This window comes from Cryobacterium flavum (genome assembly GCF_900103805.1).
GTDB classification, from domain to species: Bacteria; Actinomycetota; Actinomycetes; order Actinomycetales; family Microbacteriaceae; genus Cryobacterium; species Cryobacterium flavum.
Genome location: NZ_FNIB01000006.1, coordinates 20092 through 38753 on the forward strand (window position 1 = coordinate 20092; position 18662 = coordinate 38753).

An 18662-nucleotide genomic window follows, 5' to 3' on the forward strand; every position below is an offset into this window, starting at 1 on the left:
CACCTAGGCTATGGAGAGTGTCGACGCTCAGTGATCTCGTACTTGCCCAGGGCCGCAGCAGCGCGGAAGATGTGGACTGGCTCCACATGCTGGTCGCGGATGGCCAGCTGCTGGCCGACCTCGCCTTCGCGGATATCGTCGTGTGGGTTCCGACAACGTCTGAGAGTTTCGTCGCGGTCGCACACGCGCGCCCGTCGAGTGCCGCCACGCTGTTCTACCGGGACTTCGTCGGCCAGCACATCAAAGCGGAGTGGCGCAACCAGGTCACCGAAGCCTTTGAGACGGCGAAGATCGTCGACCGCGACGCTCCGGACTGGTACGAGGAGACTCCCACCCGGGTGCGGGCCATCCCGGTGTTGCGCCGGCTGAGCACGACCGGTGCTGAAGTGACCGCTGCTCCGGTTGCGGTGCTCACCCGCCACACCAACCTGAGTGAAGCGCGCACGCCGAGCCGTCAGGAGCTCACCTTCAACGACTGCGCGAACGACCTGTTCGCCATGATCGCCTCTGGCGATTTTCCCGACCTCGGTGCCCCGACCGGGCCGCGCCGTGGCGCGCCGCGCGCGTCGGACGGCCTGCTCCGACTCGATGTCGACGGCCTCACCACCTTTGCCAGCCCGAACGCGCTCTCCGCATTCAACCGGATGGGTTTCGCGGAGGAACTCGAGGGAGAGTCGCTCGCCGAGGTCACTACGAGCCTGCTCACCGGCACCGCCGTGGTCGACGAGTCCCTGCCGCTCGTCGTGACCGGGCGGGCGCCCTGGCGCACCGACATCGAGGCGCGCGGGGTCACCGTGTCGCTCCGAGCCATTCCCATTCGCAACCGGGGCGAACGCATCGGCGCGATCATTTTGTCCAGGGACGTGACCGAGCTGCGGCACCAGGAACGTGAGCTCATCACCAAGGATGCCACCATCCGGGAGATCCACCACCGGGTGAAGAACAACCTGCAGACCGTGGCCTCGCTGCTGCGCATCCAGGCCCGGCGTACCCAATCCGACCGGGCACGCGAGGCGCTGACCCAGGCGATGCGGCGGGTTGCGGCCATCGCCGTGGTGCACGACACCCTGTCGGAGGGGCTCAGCCAGATCGTCGACTTCGACGCCGTCTTTGAACGGGTGCTGCTGTTGACGGTGGAGGTGGCATCCGCTCACAACACCACGGTGCACCCGAAGTCGTTCGGCAGCTTCGGAACCCTGCCGAGCGCGTACGCGACGCCGCTCGCGCTCGTGCTCACCGAACTCGTCACGAACGCGGTCGAGCACGGCCTCGCCGGGCGGGAGGGCGAGGTCTCGATCGAGGCGCAGCGCAGCGACGAGACCCTCACGGTGATGGTGCGCGACACCGGTGCCGGGCTTCCGGAGGGCAAGGTCGGCTCCGGGCTCGGCACGCAGATCGTGCGCACCCTCATTCAGGGCGAGCTGGGCGGCACCATCGACTGGCACACCATGATGGGCAGCGGCACCGAGGTCACGATCGAGATCCCCCTGCGCTTCATGCAGGAGGGCTAGCTCCCTCCTGTCGCGCGGGTTTCTGCGCGAATTTCGGGACGGGGCCCAGGCCCCGTCCATGGGCCCAGTTTATAAACTGGGCCCATGTTCATAAGGTGGGCGCGGCGCGCGACGGCTCGCCGGGCACAAAAAAGCGAGCCCTCGGCCTTCCGGGAGTACCGGATGGCCGCAGGCTCGCGTTCTGTAGTTGTGCTGGCTCGCTAGGAAGCGCGGCGGGCGCGTGCGGCGCGACGCTTGAGTGCGCGGCGCTCGTCTTCGCTCAGGCCGCCCCAGACTCCCGAGTCCTGGCCGGTCTCGAGTGCGTACTGAAGGCACACCTCGGTGACGTTGCATCGGGCGCACACCGACTTTGCCTTCTCGATCTGGTCCACAGCGGGTCCAGTGTTGCCGACCGGAAAGAAAAGTTCCGGGTCAGCGGTGAGGCAGGCAGCTTTATCGCGCCAGTCCATAGGGATGCTCCTTTTATTACATGGGTGCACGGCCGATTGGCCAGAGTTGCAGGGGTGATAGCCGGTTGCAGGAAAGTGGGATCTGCGCGATAACCGCGTTGAAACAGCTCACGTCCCTGTGAGCGTCAACCGGGCCTCAAATATCGTCCCATAATAGAGGTATCAAATCAATAGTTTTGTATGGCTTTTCGCTGTGAACAGCGGCTCTGGTGCAGGGCGCCCAGCCTGGATTAACCTCCGGGCACTTCGACGCGCCCCAATGTTGGGGGTGCTGATCGCGCTCCTCGCCGTGGAAGCACTCGCCCTGTGGGCCTTCAGCGCCTGGTGGGTGCTCGAACTGCTCATCGCCACCCCGAACTCCGTCGGAGCCTCGCTGGCCCTGTTAGCCCTCACCGTGGTCGCTGCCGTATGGGTCAGCGCGATCACCGTCGGGGCGCTCCGCCGCCGTCCGTGGATTCGCGGCGCCGCCGTGACCTGGCAGCTCGTGCAGGTCATGATCGCTATCGGCTGTTTTCAGGGCATCTACGCCCGACCCGACGTCGGCTGGGCGCTGCTGGCCCCCTCGATCGTCGTGCTCGTGCTGGTTTTCAATCCGCGTGTGGTCGCCGCCACCAGTCACGAACCCGAGCCCGAAGCCGACTGACGCCGCTCAAGCTGCAGCAGCCTCGGGCCGTGACGACCAGATCAGGCGTCGATGCCGAGCTTCTTGCGCAGGCTCGCGACGTGGCCGGTGGCCTTGACGTTGTACAGAGCGTGGGTGATGATTCCGGCCTCATCGAGCACGAAGGTAGACCGCAGCACGCCGGTCACGAGCTTGCCGTAGAGGTTCTTCTCTCCCCAGGCACCGTAGGCGCGGTGAACCTCAAGGTCGGTGTCACTTAGCAGCGGAAAATTCACCGCGTCGTGCTCCTGAAACTTCTTGAGCTTGGCCGGAGCATCCTTCGACAGGCCGAGCACCTGGTAGCCGGCTGATTTGAGCGACCCGAGGTTATCGCGAAAGTCGCAGGCCTGGGTGGTGCAGCCGGGGGTCATGGCGGCCGGATAAAAATACACGACGACCTTGCTGCCGGCGAAGACCGCCAGCGAAACGGATGCCCCGTCCTGGTCGGTCAGGGTGAACTGGGGGGCTGTGTCGCCGACTGCAAGGCGTGCTGAATCCGTCATGCCTCCATCGTATCGATGTCGTATCTCAGCGGGCGGGGGCGAAGGTGGCGAGCAGGCGTTGCAGGGAATCCAGGCGCACTCGGCCGGTGTCGCCGAGCTCGCCAGCTTCAACGGCTTCGATGATGGCGCAATCCGGCGACCCGGGTAGGTGCGTGCAGCCGCGCGGGCAACGCTCGGCGATGGTGGCAAGGTCGGTGAACGCCTTCAAAATGTTGTCGGTGTTGATATGGCCCAGGCCAAAGGACCGCACGCCGGGGGTGTCGATAACCCACCCGCGGCCGGCATCCGTTTGTAGGCGCAGCGACACGGTCGACGACGACGTGTGGCGGCCGCGACCGGTGACGGTGTTGACGACGCCGATGGCCCGGTTGGTGCCGGGAACGAGCGCGTTCACCAGGGTGGACTTGCCCACGCCGGAGTGTCCGACGAAGACGGTGTCGTGGCCGACCAGCGCCGCCGAGATCTCCTCGATCGGCATGCCGCCCTCGCCGCTTTGGAACACCGGCAGGTCGAGTCCGGCGAAGTTGGCCAGAAAGGCTGACGGGTCGGCGAGGTCGGTCTTGGTGATACACAGGATGGGCTTCACGCCGGCGTCGTAGGCCGCGACCAGATAGCGATCCACCAAGCGGATGCGCGGCTCCGGGTTGGCCGCAGCGACCACGATCAGCATCTGGTCGGCGTTGGCCACGATCACACGCTCGACGGCGTCGGTGTCGTCGGCGCTGCGCCGCAGCAGGGTGTCCCGCGGCACGATGCGCACGATGCGGGCCAGGCTGCCCTCGGCACCGGTGGTGTCGCCGACGATGTCGACCCGGTCGCCGTTGACGACGGCGTTCTTGCGCAGCTCGCTGGCCCTGGCGGTCGTGATGCGCCGCTCGGTGGGCAGGTTCTCGTCGAGCATGACCGTGTAGCGTCCGCGATCGACAGAGAGGATGCGTCCGGTCAAGGCGTTCTCGTGGCTCGGGCGGGTCTTGGAGCGCGGTTTAGAGCCCTTGCGGCCGGGACGCACGCGCACGCTCGACTCGTCGAATTCGGGCTCGTCGTCGTCGGCGGAAGCCCACCAGGTGTCGCCGGGGTCGCCGGAGAGCTCGCCGGAATCGGCCAAGTCGTGAGGCCGGCCACGATCGTCATCCCAGGTGGGGTCGCCGGCGGGCGGCTCCACTGCCATCTACAGCGCCGCTTCGGTGAGCATCGCGTGCCACAGCTCGGGAAACTGGGGGAGGGTCTTGGCGGTCGTGCCGATGTTCTCGACGTCGACGCCCTCAATGCGCAGGCCGATCAGCGCTCCGGCGGTGGCCATGCGGTGGTCGTCGTAGCTGAGCCACTGGCCGCCGTGCAGGGGAGCGGGCTCAATCCTGAGGCCGTCGGGCAGCTCGGTGACCTTCCCGCCGAGCCGGTTGATCTCCGTGGCCAGCGCAGTGAGGCGGTCGGTCTCGTGGTTGCGAATGTGCCCGATGCCGGTGATCGTGCTGGGCGACTCGGCGAGGGCTGCCAGGGCCACGAGGGTGCAGGCGAGTTCACCGCCGGTGGACAGATCGAGCTCGACGCCGACAATACGCTCGCCGCCGGTGACGGTGAGGCGGTCGCCGGTGCGGGTGACGCTCGCACCGAATAGGGGAAGCAGCTGTTCGAGGTCGGCGCCGACCTGGGTGGTCTCGGCCGGCCAGCCGGTGATCGTGACGCTGCCGCCGGCCACAAGCGCGGCGCAGAGGAACGGCGCGGCGTTGGAGAGATCGGGTTCGACGTCGACCGTGCGGCCCGCGATCGGCCCGGGCGGGATGATCCACTCGCCGACGGCAGGAGTGGCCACGTCGACTCCGCGGGCGCGCAGCACCTCGATGGTCATCTCGATGTGCGGCAGACTGGGCAGTCGTTCGCCCGAGTGAGTCAGGTGCAGCCCCTGGTCGAACCGGGCGCCGGCCAGCAGCAGCCCGGAGACGAACTGGCTGGAGCTGCCAGCATCGATGGTCACCGCGCCGCCGGTGACCGCTCCACGGCCGTGCACGGTGAACGGCAGGGCGCGCTTGCCATCGTCGTTGATATCGCCGCCGAGGTCGCGCAACGCGCCGATGATGGGGCCCATCGGGCGGCGGCGTGCACCGGCATCCCCGTCGAATGTGGTCGGGCCGAGGGCGAGGGCGGCCAGCGGCGGCAGGAAACGCATCACCGTGCCGGCCAGCCCGCAGTCGATCGTGGTCGAGCCGAGCAGCTCGGACGGCGGGGTCACACGCAGGTCCGTGCCGAAGGCGCCGGTGCCGGGAACAGCCTCAATGGTGGCGCCGAGCTGACGCAGCGCGTCGACCATAAGGTCGCTGTCCCGTGAGTGCAGTGGCGAACGCAGCAGGGACGGTTCGCTGGCCAGAGCGGATGCGACCAGCTCCCGGTTGGTCAGCGACTTCGAGCCCGGCAGGGCCAGCACCGCCTGCAGCGGTGCGTCCGTGGTCGGCGCGGGCCACCAGGCATCCTCTTCGGTCGGCGAATTATCGCCGTACGGATCGAACTCCGGCTTGGAATATCTCGAGATCAACATCGGTTATCAGAATAGTCGGTGATAACAATCTGAGGGAGATCCGTAACGGTGTCAATGTTGTTGGAACGACCCCTGGCTGTGGGTAACAGCTTAGAATTGCGCGTGATGACTTCAGACACGCCCGTTTCCGCGGAAGACCTTTCCAGCAGCGACCCAGAACTCACAACCCTTGCCCCGACCAAGGCCGAACTGCGCGAGCAGACCCGCGGACTGTTCGAAGACCAGGCGTTGCCTTTTCTCGACCAGTTGTACGCGGCGGCCATGCGCATGACCCGCAACCCCTCCGATGCGCAGGACCTCGTGCAGGAAACCTTCGTGAAGGCGTTCGCCGCGTTCGCGCAGTACGAGCAGGGCACCAACCTCAAGGCGTGGTTGTACCGCATTCTCACCAACACCTTCATCAACCAATACCGCAAGAAGCAGCGCGAGCCCTACCAGGGCACCATCGACGAGCTTGAAGACTGGCAGCTCGGCGGCGCCGAATCGACCACCGCCATGTCGGGGCGTTCGGCCGAGGCCGAGGCCATCGACCACCTGCCGGACAGCGCTGTCAAAGACGCCCTGCAGTCCATTCCCGAAGACTTCCGACTCGCCGTGTACTTCGCCGACGTCGAAGGGTTCTCCTACCAGGAGATCGCCGAAATCATGAAAACCCCCATTGGCACCGTAATGAGCCGCCTGCACCGAGGCCGGCGACTCCTGCGCGAGCTCTTGGCCGGCTATGCGGTTGAGCGCGGGCTGGGCATGGGCCAGGGCCAGAAGACATCCAGGAGCGCAGACAAATGACCGATTGTGGTTGCGAGAAGGCCAAGGCCGAACTCGAGGAATACCTGCACAACGAACTTCGCAAGAATGATGCGGCCGATATTCGGGAGCACCTCGCGAGTTGCACCGACTGCAGCAGCGAGCACCTGGTTGGGCGCACGCTGACCGAGGTCATGCAGCGCGCCTGCAAGGAGACCGCGCCGGAAGACCTGCGCGACCAGGTTCTGCTGAAGCTCCGCGCGCTGCAGGCCTCGCACTAGAGCACCTGAGGCGCGCGTCTCAGGCACGCGGTGACGGTTCCACCTGCCCGAGCAGGAAGACGGCACCTGTCGCATCCGCTATCTGGGCGAAGGTTCCGAAGTCGGAATCCCACGGCTCCCGCAGCACGGCGCCACCGAGCTCCGTCGCCCGTGCCGCGGATGCCCGCACATCGGCGACGCCGAGATAGACCTGCCAGTTCGACGGTACTCCCGGGGGCAGCATGGCGTCGGCGTCGTACACCCCGCCGGTCATCGATTCGTCGTGGCCGAAGGTGCTGTACCGAAAGTCGGTTGTGTCGCTGAGCGGAATCGGCGTCCAGCCGAAAACCTCCTCGTAGAAGGCGATCGCGGCCGTGAAATCGCGGGTGATCAGCTCGTGCCAGACCGGCGTTCCAATCTCATTGTCGGCACCGAAGCCCCGGTGGCCGGCGGCCTCCCAGACTCCGACGGCCGCGCCGGCCGGGTCGGTCAGCACCGCCAGGCGTCCCTGGTCACCGACCGTCTGCGGCGGGGCGAGCACGGCAGCTCCCGCAGCCCGCGCGGCCCGAACCGTTTCGTCGACGCTGTCGGTCGCGAGGTACGTGGTCCAGAAATCCCGGTTGCCGCTCGAGGGGTCCTGGGCGGTCAAACCGGCGATGGCGGCATCGCCGTGAAAGAACATCGTGTACCGGCCGCTCCCAGCGCCGGTCTCGACAGCCCGCCAGTCGAGCAGCGCGGCGTAGAACGCAATCGACTTGGCCGGGTTGCGCGTCACAAGGTCGATCCAGCACGGCTCCCCGAGCCGGTTTTCGGTGCGAAGGGGCATGATCTCTCCTCGGGTTGCCTGCGAGCCTAGAACCGTCGGCGGACAATCGCAACGCCAGCCGACCCGCATCCGCTCAAACGCGGCAAGCGGATGCTGCCATCTGCGACCACAGACAGCCGCGCAGACAGCAATGGAGGGTGACAACGTCACCCTCCATTGCTACCTAAGTTGCTGTGACCGTTACAGCGTCAGGGCGTCGCGCTGCAGCTTGGCCTGCTCGATCGCGTGACGCTTGGCCGACCCGGCAGCCGGCGAGGCCGACGCGGGGCGGGAGAACAGCCGCATGGCGCGCGGGCCGAGCTTGTTGGTCTCGAGGTAGAAGAACGGCCAGGCTCCCTGGTTCTCCGGCTCGTCCTGCACCCAGGCGAGTTCGGCGTTCGGGTACTGGGCGGCCACGCTCTTCAGTTCAACGGCGGGCAGCGGGTAGTACTGCTCGACGCGCACGAGGGCGATCTCGGGGTTCGGGTTCTTCTCGAGTTCGTTCAGCAGGTCGTAGTAGATCTTGCCGGCCATGAACAAGACGCGCTTCACGGCGTTCTTGTCCTGGATGCGGGCATCGTCGATGACCGTCTCGAACTTGCCGCTGGTGAGCTCGGCCACGGCGCTGGTCGCTCCACGCAGGCGCAGCATCGACTTGGGCGTGAACACGATCAGCGGGCGGCGCGGGCGCATGTACGCCTGGCGGCGCAGCAGGTGGAAGTACGATGCGGGCGTCGACGGGCGCGCCACGGTCATGTTCTCTTCGGCACACAGCTGCAGGAACCGCTCGATCCGGGCCGACGAGTGGTCGGGGCCCTGACCCTCGTAACCGTGCGGAAGCAGCAGCACAACGGATGACCGCTGGCCCCACTTCTGCTCGGCGGAGGAGACGAACTGGTCGATGATGGTCTGCGCGCCGTTGGCGAAGTCACCGAACTGCGCCTCCCAGAGCACGAGGGCGTCGGCGCGTTCCACCGAGTAGCCGTACTCGAAGCCCATGGCGGCGTATTCGCTCAGCAGCGAGTCGTAGATCCAGAACCGGGCCTGGTTGTCCTTGAGGTTGGCCAGCGGCAGCCATTCCTGGCCGTTCACCCGGTCGTGCAGAACGGCGTGACGCTGCACGAACGTGCCGCGTCGGGCATCCTGTCCGGCGAAGCGCACCGGGGTGCCCTCGACCAGCAGTGAGCCGAGAGCGAGCAGTTCGCCGAAGCTCCAATCGATGTTGCCGTTGCGGCTCATGTCGAGGCGCTTCTGCAGAAGCTGCTGCAGCTTGTTGTGCACGGTGAAACCGGCCGGCTTGTTGTTGAACGCGTCGCCAATGAGCTGGATGACGCTTTCGGGAACACCGGTCGTCTCCGGCTCGCCGGCAGCGTCCTCGCGGGCCTGTGCGTCGGCGTCGGCCTTGGCTGTGGCGGCCATTTCCGGGGTGATGATCGGAATCGAAGCGGTCTGCGCGGCGTGCGTCTCCATGAAGGCGCGCTCGAGGCGGTCCTGGAAGTCGCGGTGGGCGGCTTCGTATTCTTCCTCTGTAATGTCACCACGGCCGACAAGCGCTTCGGTGTAGAGCTTGCGCACGCTGCGCTTGGCTTCGACCAGGTTGTACATCAGCGGCTGGGTCATCGAGGGATCGTCGCCCTCGTTGTGGCCACGACGGCGGTAGCAGATGAGGTCGACGACGACATCCTTCTTGAACTCCTGGCGGTAGGCGAACGCGAGCTCGCCGGCCCGAACCACGGCCTCCGGGTCATCCCCGTTGACGTGAAAGATCGGCGCCTGGATGGTCTTGGCGACGTCGGTCGCGTAGACGCTGGTGCGGGCATCCTGCGGCAGGGTCGTGAAACCGAGCTGGTTGTTGACCACGATGTGCACGGTGCCGCCGGTGCGGTAGCCGCGCAGCTGGCTCATCTGCAGGGTTTCGAGCACAACGCCCTGGCCCGCCATCGCGGCGTCGCCGTGAATGAGGATGGGTAGGGTGGAGAAGGTGCCGATCGGCTTGCGGTCCTGCTTGGCCCGCACGATGCCCTCGAGCACGCCGTCGCCGGCCTCGAGGTGCGAGGGGTTCGCGGCGAGCGACACCGGAATCTCGGCGCCGTCTTCACCGCGGAAGGTTCCCATGGTGCCGAGGTGGTACTTCACGTCACCGGAACCGTGCACGGTGCGCGGATCCTGCGTGCCCTCGAACTCGCGGAAGATCTCACCGTAGGTCTTGCCGGCGATGTTGGTGAGCACGTTCAGGCGGCCACGGTGGGCCATGCCGATCGCGACCTCGTCGAGGCCCTGCTCTGCGGCGCCCTGCAAAATGGTGTCGAGCAGCGGAATGGTGCACTCGCCGCCCTCGAGGCTGAACCGCTTCTGACCGACGTACTTGGTCTGCAGGAACGTCTCGAAGGCTTCGGCCTCGTTGAGCTTGGCGAGAATGCGCATCTGCTCGTGGTGTGTGGGCTTGACGTAGGACTTCTCGATCTTCTCCTGCACCCACTTGCGCTGGGCCGGGTCCTGAATGTGCATGTACTCGATGCCCGTGGTGCGACAGTAGGAGTCGCGGAGCACACCGAGGATGTCGCGCAGCAGCATCTGGCGCTGGGATCCGAAACCGCCGGTCACGAAGGACCGGTCGAGGTCCCAGAAAGTGAGGCCGTGGGTGGCGATGTCGAGGTCGGGGTGACTGCGCTGCGAGTACTCGAGCGGGTCGATGTCGGCCATCAGGTGGCCGCGCACGCGGAACGAGTTGATCAGTTCCTGCACGCGTGCGGTCTTGTCGACGGCGCTGGCGAGGTCGACGCTGATGTCCGGTGCCCAGTGGATCGGGTCGTACGGGATGCGCAGGGCCGAGAAGATCTCTTCGTAGAAGTTGTGCTGGCCGATGAGCAGCTCGTGCACGATCTTGAGGAACTCGCCCGAACCGGCACCCTGGATGACGCGGTGGTCGTAGGTGCTGGTCAGGGTGATGGTCTTGGAGATGGCCAGGCCGGTGAGCGTCTTCACACTCGAACCCTGGAACTCGGCCGGGTAGTCGAGGGCGCCGGCGCCGATGATGCAGCCCTGGCCCTTCATGAGGCGGGGCACCGAGTGCACGGTGCCGATGCCGCCCGGGTTGGTCAGCGACAGGGTCGCGCCGGCGAAGTCGTCGGCGGTGAGCTTGTTCTGGCGTGCGCGCGTGACGAGGTCTTCGTAGGCGGCGAGGTACTCGCCGAACGTCATCGTGTCAGCGCGCTTGATGGCCGGAACCAGCAGGGCGCGGGTGCCGTCGGGCTTGGGCATGTCGATGGCCAGCCCCATGCCGACGTGGGCGGGGGCGACGACGGAGGGCTTGCCGTCGACCTCGTTGTAGTAGACGTTCTGGCTGGGGAACATCTTGAGCGCGCGAATCAGCGCCCAACCGATCAGGTGGGTGAAGGAGACCTTGCCGCCGCGAGCTCGCTTCATGTGGTTGTTCATGACGATGCGGTTGTCGATGAGCAGCTTGGCCGGAATGGTACGCACGCTCGTGGCGGTCGGCACGGTGAGGCTGGTGACCATGTTGGTCGCGAGCGACTTCGCCATGCCGCGCAGCGGAACGACCTTGTCCTGCTTGACCGGCTCCGAGTCGTCGACGACGACGGCCTGCGGGCTGGTCACGGGAGCGTCGGCGGGAACCGGGGCCGGCTTGGGCGCACTCGAGGTGGTGCGGGCCGTCGGCTGGTTCTCGGTGACGGGTACGGGGGCTGCGGTCGGCGTTGCAGCGGGCGCCGCTGCAACGGGTGCGACCGGTGCCGGTGTGGCCGGGGGAGCGGATGCTGCCGGCGCCGCCGACTGCGCTGCCGCCGGAGCGTTCGCGGTTTGGTGGTAGCTCTCGAGCACCGGCCACCACGATTCATCCACCGACTGCTTGTCGATTAAATATCGTTCGTACAATTCGTCAACGAGCCACTCGTTTGCTCCGAATTCGCCTGACGTTGTCTCGTCAGAAGCTCCACCGGTTACCTGGCCTGACACCGTGGGATCGCCCACTCTCTGCTTTGAATTTGGATGCCCTCGGCGGGTCAATCGCCGGGTCAATCTGCGTTTTCAGTGAGTCTGTCGCTGACGATGTCGACCGCCAGGTCAGTCTGCCCATCTAGCCTAATCCCATCCCGCCGGGCCATAAACACCCCACTGAGCGGCTAGCGTTCTTGGTATGCAGTTCTATGGAACGACGCCCAGCCACGATTTGACCTACTCTGACGTGTTCCTGGTGCCCGGCCAATCGGCCGTCACCAGCCGTTTAGATGTCTCGCTGGCCCCGGATGACGGCACAGGCGCCACGATACCTATCGTCTCGGCCAATATGAACTCGGTCACCGGGCCGCGTCTGGCGGCCTCTCTGGCGCGGCGTGGCGGGCTCGGGGTGCTGCCGCAGGACATGCACCTGCAGGACCTGGATGCGGCCATCCGCTGGGTAAAAGACCAATCGGTTCGTTTCGACACGCCGTTCGTGTTCGCGCCCGACGACACCGTCGAGCGGGCGTTGCGGCAGGTTCCGGCCGTTCCCGGGCAGGGAATCGTGATCCACTCCGGTACCGGTGACTACCTCGGCTGCATCGCCGCCAGCCGACTGGCCACCGCACTGCCCGACGCTCGCCTGGGCGATCTGCTGCACGGTGAACTAACCGCGCTCGACGCCGATGACGTCGACGGGCCGCGTCGCGCGTTCGACCTGATGACCGAGGCCGACATCGACTTCGCCCCGGTACTGCACCACGGCGTCGTGGTCGGAACCCTCAGTCGCAAGAGCGCGCTGCGCTCCACGCTCTACCAGAGCACCCTCGATGGCCACGGACGGCTCAAGGTGGCTGCGGCGATCGGGATCAACGGTGACGTCGCGGCGAAAGCCCGCGCGCTCGCCGCGGCCGGCGTCGACATTCTGGTGATCGACACCGCCCACGGCCACCAGGACGGCATGCTGCGCGCGCTCGGCATCGTCGCCGACCTGAACCTCGGACTGCCGATCGTAGCCGGCAACGTCGTGACCAAGGACGCCGTGCGCGACCTGGTCGGCGCCGGCGCCACCATCGTCAAGGTCGGTGTCGGCCCCGGCGCCATGTGCACCACCCGCATGATGACGGCCGTCGGTCGGCCCCAGTTCTCGGCCGTGCTCGAAACGGCCACCGCCGCCCGCGAACTCGGCGCTCACGTCTGGGCCGACGGTGGGGTGCGCTACCCGCGGGACGTGGCGCTGGCACTCGCCGCCGGCGCGGCATCCGTCATGATCGGTTCCTGGTTCGCCGGAACCGCCGAAGCGCCAGGCACACTCAATACGGATGCCCATGGCGCGCTCTACAAGGAAAGCTGGGGAATGGCCTCGACCAAGGCCGTACAGGCCCGGTTCGAACGCCTCGACGCGTACGACCTCGCCCGCAAGACCCTGTTCGCCGAGGGAATCTCGAGCTCGAAGATTTACCTTGATCCGCTGCGGCCGTCGATCGAGGACCTGCTCGACATGATTACTTCGGGCGTGCGCTCCTCGTTCACCTACGCCGGGGCTACCACCGTGGCCGAATTTCACGAGAAGGCTCTCGTGGGCATTCAGTCGGCGGCCGGCTACGAAGAGGGCAAGGCGCTTCCCGTTTCCTGGTAGGGCTGCGATCGCGCTGTTGGGGCGCCGGTATTTCGCGGGGGCAGCATCCGCTGGTCGCCGGGCGAGTGTCAGATGCGCCCGGTATACTCGGATGAATAATGGATGACCCTCCCACCGCTGAACCGTCTTCTCATAAACCCTCGCCGCTAGGAGCTGGCGGTGTTGCCTGTGTCTGAGCTGATCATGCTCGGGTTCGGCCTCATCCTCACCGTCGGAACGGGCCTTTTCGTCGCCAGTGAGTTCGCCCTGGTGAATCTCGACCGCGCCGACCTCGAAGCGCGACAGGGTCGCGGGGAGACCCGCCTCGCACTGACCATCTCCGCGCTGAAAATCACCTCGACGCACCTTTCGAGCGCGCAACTGGGGATCACCCTCACCACCCTGCTCACCGGGTACACCATCGAGCCGGCCCTGTCGTCGCTGCTGCGCGCCCCGCTCATCACGATCGGGCTTCCCGGCGATGTGGTTCCGCTGTTCGGCACCACGATCGCCATTGTCACCGCGACCCTGGTGTCGATGGTCATCGGCGAGTTGGTTCCCAAGAACTTCGCGCTCGCCCTGCCCATCCAGACCGCGCGCCTGGTGATCCCGTTCCAGACCGTATTCACGACAGTGTTCAAACCGGCCGTGCTGGTGCTGAACAACAGCGCCAACGGTCTGCTGCGCGCCATCGGCATTGAACCCAAGGAAGAACTCTCCGGCGCCCGCACCGCCGAGGAACTCTCCTCGCTGGTGCGCCGCTCGGCCAGCGCCGGACTGCTCGAAAAGGACACCGCGACCCTGCTGCACCGCACGCTGCTGTTCTCCGGACACGATGCTTCCGACGTTATGTCGCCGCGGCCGCGGGTGGCGAGCATCCACCGCACCGATTCGGCGCAGGCCGTCATCGACCTCGCCCGCTCCACCGGTTACTCGCGGTTTCCGGTCGTCGACGAAAGCGTCGATGACGTCGTGGGCATCGTGCACGTCAAGCAGGCGGTAGCCGTGCCGCGCGCCCGGCGAGCGGATGTCCCGGTGTCGGCCCTGCAGACCGACCCGGTTCGCGTGCCGGAGACCATGAAGCTCGACGACCTGCTCAGCGAACTCCGAGGCCGCAGCTACCAGATGGCGATCGTTGTCGACGAGTACGGCGGAACGGCCGGTGTCGTCACCCTCGAAGACCTGGTCGAGGAACTGGTCGGCGAGGTGGCCGACGAGCACGACCGGGCTCGCGCCGGCGTGGTGCGCTCGCCCGATTCCCTGACCTTTCCCGGCATGCTCCGGCCAGACGAACTGCTCGAACGCACGAACGTCGTCGTGCCGGAGCAGGGCCCGTACGAGACCGTCGCCGGTTTCGTCATGAGCGAGCTGGGCCGGCTGCCGGTGATCGGTGATCGGGTTCCGGTCAACGGCGGCTTCCTCACCGTTGAGCGACTGGAGGGGCGCCGCATCGACCGGCTGCGCTTCACGCCGGAGGCTGTGCCGGAACCCGCATTGGCCGTTGACACCAAATCCGATCGAAAGAAGGTGAGCGACAAATGAGCGACGGGGCCGGACTTGCCTGGTTGGTCGTGCTCCTCGCAGCCAATGCCTTCTTCGTCGGGGCGGAATTCGCCGTCATCTCGGCCCGCCGCTCGCAGATCGAACCGCTCGCCGAAGCCGGCAAGCGCAGCGCGAAGACCGCGCTGTGGGCGATGGAACACGCGACACTGATGCTCGCAACCTCGCAGCTGGGCATCACCGTGTGCTCGCTGCTCATTTTGAACGTGTCCGAACCCGCGATCCACCATCTGCTCGAGGTGCCGCTGGGCCTGACCGGTCTGCCGGACGGCGCAATCGGCACCATCGCGTTCGTCGTTGCGCTGCTGCTGGTCTCCTACCTGCACGTCGTGTTCGGTGAGATGGTGCCGAAGAACCTGTCCTTCTCGGTGCCGGACCGCGCCGTGCTGCTGCTCGCGCCGCCGCTGGTGTTCGTGGCCCGGGTATTCAAGCCCCTGATCGTGACACTCAACGCCTGTGCCAACGGTGTGTTGCGTCTGTTCGGAGTGCAGCCGAAGAACGAGGCGACGAGCGCGTACACCCTCGACGAGGTTGCCACGATCGTCACCCAGTCCACCCGCGAGGGCGTGCTGAGCGATGGAACCGGAGCGCTCAGCGCCGCGTTCGAGTTCACCAACCTCAAGGTGCGCGATGTGGCGGTCTCTCTCGGCAAGCTGGTTAGCTTGCCGGAATCGGCCACGCCGGCCGACGTCGAGAAGGCCGTGACGCGCCACGGATTCTCCCGCTACGTGCTCGCCGATACTGAGGGCTATCTCACCGGCTACGTGCACTTAAAGGACGTGCTCGACCTCGATGTTGCCGCGGCTTCGGCCTATGCCGCAACGCTGGCCGTGCCAGACAGTTACGCGGGAAGGATCCCGGCCAAGCGCATCCGTGCCCTGATCTCGATCTTCGAAGACACCGACCTTGAAGACGCCCTCGCCACCATGCGGCGTTCGGGCGCGCACCTCGCGCGGTCCTTCACCGCCGAGGGCGAGACCACCGGGGTGCTCTTTCTGGAGGACATCATCGAGGAGCTGGTCGGCGAAGTGCAGGACGCCACGCGTCGCGACTAGCCCCGCAGCTTCTGACCGCCTAGACGTGCTCGCGTCAACGGCAAGCGGATGCTGCTCCCGCCTTGCCAAGACGTCGACGCGGGCGTAAATGTTCCCTGAAAAATGCACATTCACCTATGAAAGTGCAGAAAGGGAAAGCTCATGTTAAACCAATTGGAAACCTACTCGGTGCTTCCCGCGCGCGATCTGGCGCGTGCCCGGCGCTTCTACAGAGACGTGCTCGGCATGGAACCCGATGAGGAACGCGTGGAAGGGTTGCTCTACCGCACCCCGAAGGGCGCCGCTATCGTGGTGTACGAAACCGAGAACGGCATCGCCACGACCAGCGCGGATCGCGCGGCCTGGTTCAAGGACACCGAGGGCAACATCATCTGCGTGTCGCAGACCGTCGCCTTCGGCCGCAGCGAAGCCGGGAGCGGGAGGGCTCGCAGAGCTCCACGATCAGCGACTGACTCGCCATCGCCCGTGCCGGGGCGAACGAGCGGACGACCGGGCGGTGGGCCCGCGAGCAGACCGAAAACGACCTATCGTGGAGGCATGGTGAAACCGCGCGGCTGGCTTGAATGGGAGGCCGAACAGGCCCGCGACTGGGTCTACCGGCCCCAGGCCGGCGACGACAAGTATTCGCGCGGCGTCCTCGGCGTGCGCACCGGCTCCAAGGACTACCCGGGCGCCGCGGTGCTCGGCGTCGACGCGGCCGTGCGCACCGGCCTTGGCATGGTGCGCTACCTCGGGCCGCGCCGCGCCGCCACCCTCGTGCTGCAGCGCCGCCCCGAGATCGTGACCGTGCCCGGTCGGGTGCAGGCCTGGCTGCTCGGCTCCGGTATCAACGCCAGCACCAGAACGGATGCCGTCACCACAGCCCTGACGGAAGCCCTTGCGGAGGGCCTGCCCACCGTTCTCGACGCCGGCGCCCTCGATCTGGTCTCCCGGGCGATCGGTCCGACCGTGATCACCCCGCACGCTGGGGAGCTGGCCGCTATGCTCGCGCACGAGGCCAAGCCCGGTTCGGCCTCCCAGATCGCCGCCAACCCGGGGGAGTGGGCCATTCGCGCCGCGCGCCTGTTCGACGTGACGGTGCTGCTCAAGGGTGCCGTCACCCACGTAGCGTCGCCGTCGGGCGCCCGCCTGACCGTGTCGACCGGGCCGGCCTGGCTGGCTACGGCCGGCTCCGGCGATGTCCTCGGCGGCATTCTCGGTGCGCTCCTGGCCACCCACTCCGACCAGCTCGAAACTGATGCCGCCTCCCTCGCCCCGCTCGCCGCCACCGCCGCGCTCCTGCACGCCGAAGCGGCGATGCTCGCCTCCGCCGGCGGCCCGATTGCAGCCCTCGACATCGCCGATGCCGTGCCGCGTGCCGTCGCCGCGCTGCTCGATCACTGGGCCGACCCCGGCGCGCGCTAGGCGACCCGCAGCCTCAGTCGCTAAAGCGGAATGCGGGCGAGAAAGTCCCGGGTGCGGCACTGGGGTGTGGCCGCCCTGGCCAACCGCTGTTCGGCATGAACCGCTAACCTGCAGTCGGACCGCAGGGCGTCGAGCGTCGCAGCGACCTTTTAGGCCGACTGACCGCCAATTCGACGAAATATGACGGATGCGCCGGCTGGTCCCGCACGACGGCCGGCTGTGCGAAAGTAAAGCGTGCGAATTCACGACGAGACCGGTAGCGGTCAGCGACCCCGGCGGCATCCCCTCGCCGCACTGTGGTCGGCCTTCGCTCTCGTGCACCTGCTGCTGATTCTTCTGGCCGTGTTCGGGCCGGGGTATCCGCTCGGTGACGTCGAGGTGGTCTACCGCGGCTGGGCCGAGAACGCGGCCGCCGGCAGCATCGTGGGAATCACCGAAAACTTCGTCTACCCGCTGCTCGCCCTCCTGCCGATCTTCGCCGCGTTCGCGTTCGGCGGCCCGGCCTACCTCGCCACCTGGTTCGCGCTGGTGACGGCGCTGAACGCGGGGGCGTTTGTCGTGCTCGTGCGCGAACACCGCAGCGCGGCCTGGTGGTGGCTGCTCTTTCTGGCGCTGCTCGGCCCCATCGCGCTCGTGCGCATCGACGCGATCACGGTGCCCCTCGTCATCGTGGCCCTGCTCTGGCTGCGCCGGCGCCCGTTCTGGGGCACGGCCCTGCTCACGATCGCGACCTGGATCAAGATCTGGCCGGTCGCCGTGCTCGCCGCCCTGTTCGTGGCGTCGAAACAACGCTGGCGGATGCTCGGGGTCGCCGCCGCCGTCACCGCGGCGGTCGTGGCCGTGGCCGCGGCGCTCAGCCTTGCCCGCGGCAGCGGAATTCACGTGCTGAGTTTCGTGGCGGAGCAGGCCGGCCGGGGGATCCAGATCGAATCGCCCGTCGCCGTGCCCTGGCTCTGGCAGGCCGCGCTCGGCGTGCCGGGCAGTTTCGTCTACTACGACCATCAGATTCTTACCTTTCAGGTCGCCGGCACCGGCACCACCGTCCTGAGCGTTCTGATGACCCCGCTGCTGGCGGCCGCTGCCGCTGCCGTGCTGCTCCTCGGCGTACGCGCCCAACGCATGGGCGCTGGATGGCTCGCGATGCTGCCGCCGCTGACGCTCGCGCTGACGGTGACCCTGATCGCGTTCAACAAGGTGGGGTCGCCGCAGTTCATCAGCTGGCTGGCCGCACCGATCATTCTGGGACTCGCGCAGAGCGGCCGGGCCTGGCGTACACCGGCGCTGCTCGGGCTCGCGCTCGCCGCCCTCACCCAGGTCGTCTACCCCTACCTGTATGACTGGCTGCTCGTGGCCAACCCGCTTATGGTGCTCGTGTTGACCCTGCGCAACCTGCTCGAGTTCGTGCTGCTCGGCTGGGCGATCGGGGCGCTCTACCGGCCGAGGCCCGCGCGAATCCGGCCTGGCTAACCACCCCGACTCCAGGTGCACCCCTCGAAGCCGGATCAGGCGTCGATCAGGCGAGGAGCCTCATAGACCTCTGACGAGACGCTCGTATACTCGTTGTTGGATTCCACGGTCGTGGTGGCTTGCGGGGCTGCTGATCTC

At 66.9% G+C, this 18662-nt stretch carries 15 protein-coding genes; 9 read left to right on the top strand and 6 right to left on the bottom strand.

Annotation, left to right across the window (positions count from 1 at the left end; genetic code table 11):
* Positions 1-17 precede the first annotated feature (17 nt).
* On the top strand, positions 18-1511 hold the full coding sequence (locus BLS91_RS09815; protein WP_092340553.1) for a sensor histidine kinase: 1494 nt from the start codon (positions 18-20) through the stop codon (positions 1509-1511).
* Positions 1512-1711: 200 nt separating this feature from the next.
* Here the strand turns inward: BLS91_RS09815 and BLS91_RS09820 are convergent, their stop codons facing one another.
* A complete protein-coding gene (locus tag BLS91_RS09820) occupies positions 1712-1960 on the bottom strand; it encodes a WhiB family transcriptional regulator (protein WP_035837005.1) in 249 nt (82 codons plus the stop codon).
* A 268-nt stretch (positions 1961-2228) separates the two neighbouring features.
* Between BLS91_RS09820 and BLS91_RS09825 the strand changes: the two genes are divergently transcribed.
* Positions 2229-2603 carry a hypothetical protein gene (locus BLS91_RS09825; protein ID WP_198412709.1) on the top strand — a complete coding sequence of 125 codons (375 nt, stop codon included), beginning with the start codon at positions 2229-2231 and terminating at the stop codon, positions 2601-2603.
* Between the two features lie 41 nt (positions 2604-2644).
* Here the strand turns inward: BLS91_RS09825 and bcp are convergent, their stop codons facing one another.
* The 3 genes from bcp to aroA are packed head-to-tail and all read right to left on the bottom strand — an operon-like array spanning position 2645 to position 5654.
* Positions 2645-3124 (bottom strand): thioredoxin-dependent thiol peroxidase, encoded by a 480-nt coding sequence (bcp, locus tag BLS91_RS09830; protein WP_092340555.1) that lies wholly within the window; start codon positions 3122-3124, stop codon positions 2645-2647.
* A gap of 25 nt (positions 3125-3149) precedes the next feature.
* Positions 3150-4292 (bottom strand): ribosome small subunit-dependent GTPase A, encoded by a 1143-nt coding sequence (gene rsgA, locus BLS91_RS09835; RefSeq protein WP_092340556.1) that lies wholly within the window; start codon positions 4290-4292, stop codon positions 3150-3152.
* Positions 4293-5654, bottom strand: coding sequence for a 3-phosphoshikimate 1-carboxyvinyltransferase (gene aroA, locus BLS91_RS09840; protein WP_092340557.1), 1362 nt, complete (start codon positions 5652-5654; stop codon positions 4293-4295).
* Positions 5655-5759: 105 nt separating this feature from the next.
* On the opposite strand from aroA, the gene BLS91_RS09845 reads away from it, so the two are divergent.
* Together BLS91_RS09845 and BLS91_RS09850 are read left to right on the top strand one after the other, a co-directional pair.
* Positions 5760-6440 (top strand): sigma-70 family RNA polymerase sigma factor, encoded by a 681-nt coding sequence (locus BLS91_RS09845; protein WP_092340558.1) that lies wholly within the window; start codon positions 5760-5762, stop codon positions 6438-6440.
* Positions 6437-6679 carry a zf-HC2 domain-containing protein gene (locus BLS91_RS09850; RefSeq protein WP_092340559.1) on the top strand — a complete coding sequence of 81 codons (243 nt, stop codon included), beginning with the start codon at positions 6437-6439 and terminating at the stop codon, positions 6677-6679. The genes BLS91_RS09845 and BLS91_RS09850 overlap by 4 nt, the downstream gene beginning before the upstream one ends.
* Before the next feature lie 19 nt (positions 6680-6698).
* Here BLS91_RS09850 and BLS91_RS09855 read toward each other — a convergent pair whose 3' ends face one another.
* Together BLS91_RS09855 and BLS91_RS09860 are read right to left on the bottom strand one after the other, a co-directional pair.
* Positions 6699-7484, bottom strand: coding sequence for a VOC family protein (locus BLS91_RS09855; protein WP_092340560.1), 786 nt, complete (start codon positions 7482-7484; stop codon positions 6699-6701).
* Positions 7485-7664: 180 nt separating this feature from the next.
* A complete protein-coding gene (locus BLS91_RS09860) occupies positions 7665-11438 on the bottom strand; it encodes a multifunctional oxoglutarate decarboxylase/oxoglutarate dehydrogenase thiamine pyrophosphate-binding subunit/dihydrolipoyllysine-residue succinyltransferase subunit (RefSeq protein ID WP_092340768.1) in 3774 nt (1257 codons plus the stop codon).
* A gap of 181 nt (positions 11439-11619) precedes the next feature.
* Between BLS91_RS09860 and guaB1 the strand changes: the two genes are divergently transcribed.
* The 5 genes from guaB1 to BLS91_RS09885 all read left to right on the top strand — a co-directional run bounded on the left by guaB1 (position 11620) and on the right by BLS91_RS09885 (position 18524).
* Positions 11620-13059, top strand: coding sequence for a GMP reductase (guaB1, locus tag BLS91_RS09865; protein WP_092340561.1), 1440 nt, complete (start codon positions 11620-11622; stop codon positions 13057-13059).
* Between the two features lie 183 nt (positions 13060-13242).
* Positions 13243-14580 carry a hemolysin family protein gene (locus BLS91_RS09870; protein ID WP_092340769.1) on the top strand — a complete coding sequence of 446 codons (1338 nt, stop codon included), beginning with the start codon at positions 13243-13245 and terminating at the stop codon, positions 14578-14580.
* A complete protein-coding gene (locus BLS91_RS09875) occupies positions 14577-15653 on the top strand; it encodes a hemolysin family protein (protein WP_092340562.1) in 1077 nt (358 codons plus the stop codon). Before BLS91_RS09870 ends, BLS91_RS09875 begins: the two co-directional genes overlap by 4 nt.
* 141 nt (positions 15654-15794) lie before the next feature.
* Positions 15795-17057, top strand: a complete 1263-nt coding sequence (locus BLS91_RS09880) for an NAD(P)H-hydrate dehydratase (RefSeq protein WP_233206166.1) — start codon at positions 15795-15797, stop codon at positions 17055-17057.
* Positions 17058-17291: 234 nt separating this feature from the next.
* Positions 17292-18524 carry a glycosyltransferase 87 family protein gene (locus tag BLS91_RS09885; RefSeq protein ID WP_092340563.1) on the top strand — a complete coding sequence of 411 codons (1233 nt, stop codon included), beginning with the start codon at positions 17292-17294 and terminating at the stop codon, positions 18522-18524.
* The last annotated feature ends 138 nt before the right edge of the window (positions 18525-18662 follow it).

Bases quoted from the DNA above. Each gene is read 5' to 3' on its own strand.
- BLS91_RS09880 (WP_233206166.1), top strand. From the start codon at position 15,795: ATGTTAAACCAATTGGAAACCTACTCGGTGCTTCCCGCGCGCGATCTG.
- BLS91_RS09855 (WP_092340560.1), bottom strand. From the start codon at position 7,484: ATGCCCCTTCGCACCGAAAACCGGCTCGGGGAGCCGTGCTGGATCGAC.
- BLS91_RS09870 (WP_092340769.1), top strand. From the start codon at position 13,243: ATGCTCGGGTTCGGCCTCATCCTCACCGTCGGAACGGGCCTTTTCGTC.
- BLS91_RS09820 (WP_035837005.1), bottom strand. From the start codon at position 1,960: ATGGACTGGCGCGATAAAGCTGCCTGCCTCACCGCTGACCCGGAACTT.
- guaB1 (WP_092340561.1), top strand. From the start codon at position 11,620: ATGCAGTTCTATGGAACGACGCCCAGCCACGATTTGACCTACTCTGAC.
- BLS91_RS09845 (WP_092340558.1), top strand. From the start codon at position 5,760: ATGACTTCAGACACGCCCGTTTCCGCGGAAGACCTTTCCAGCAGCGAC.
- BLS91_RS09875 (WP_092340562.1), top strand. From the start codon at position 14,577: ATGAGCGACGGGGCCGGACTTGCCTGGTTGGTCGTGCTCCTCGCAGCC.
- rsgA (WP_092340556.1), bottom strand. From the start codon at position 4,292: ATGGCAGTGGAGCCGCCCGCCGGCGACCCCACCTGGGATGACGATCGT.
- aroA (WP_092340557.1), bottom strand. From the start codon at position 5,654: ATGTTGATCTCGAGATATTCCAAGCCGGAGTTCGATCCGTACGGCGAT.
- BLS91_RS09850 (WP_092340559.1), top strand. From the start codon at position 6,437: ATGACCGATTGTGGTTGCGAGAAGGCCAAGGCCGAACTCGAGGAATAC.
- bcp (WP_092340555.1), bottom strand. From the start codon at position 3,124: ATGACGGATTCAGCACGCCTTGCAGTCGGCGACACAGCCCCCCAGTTC.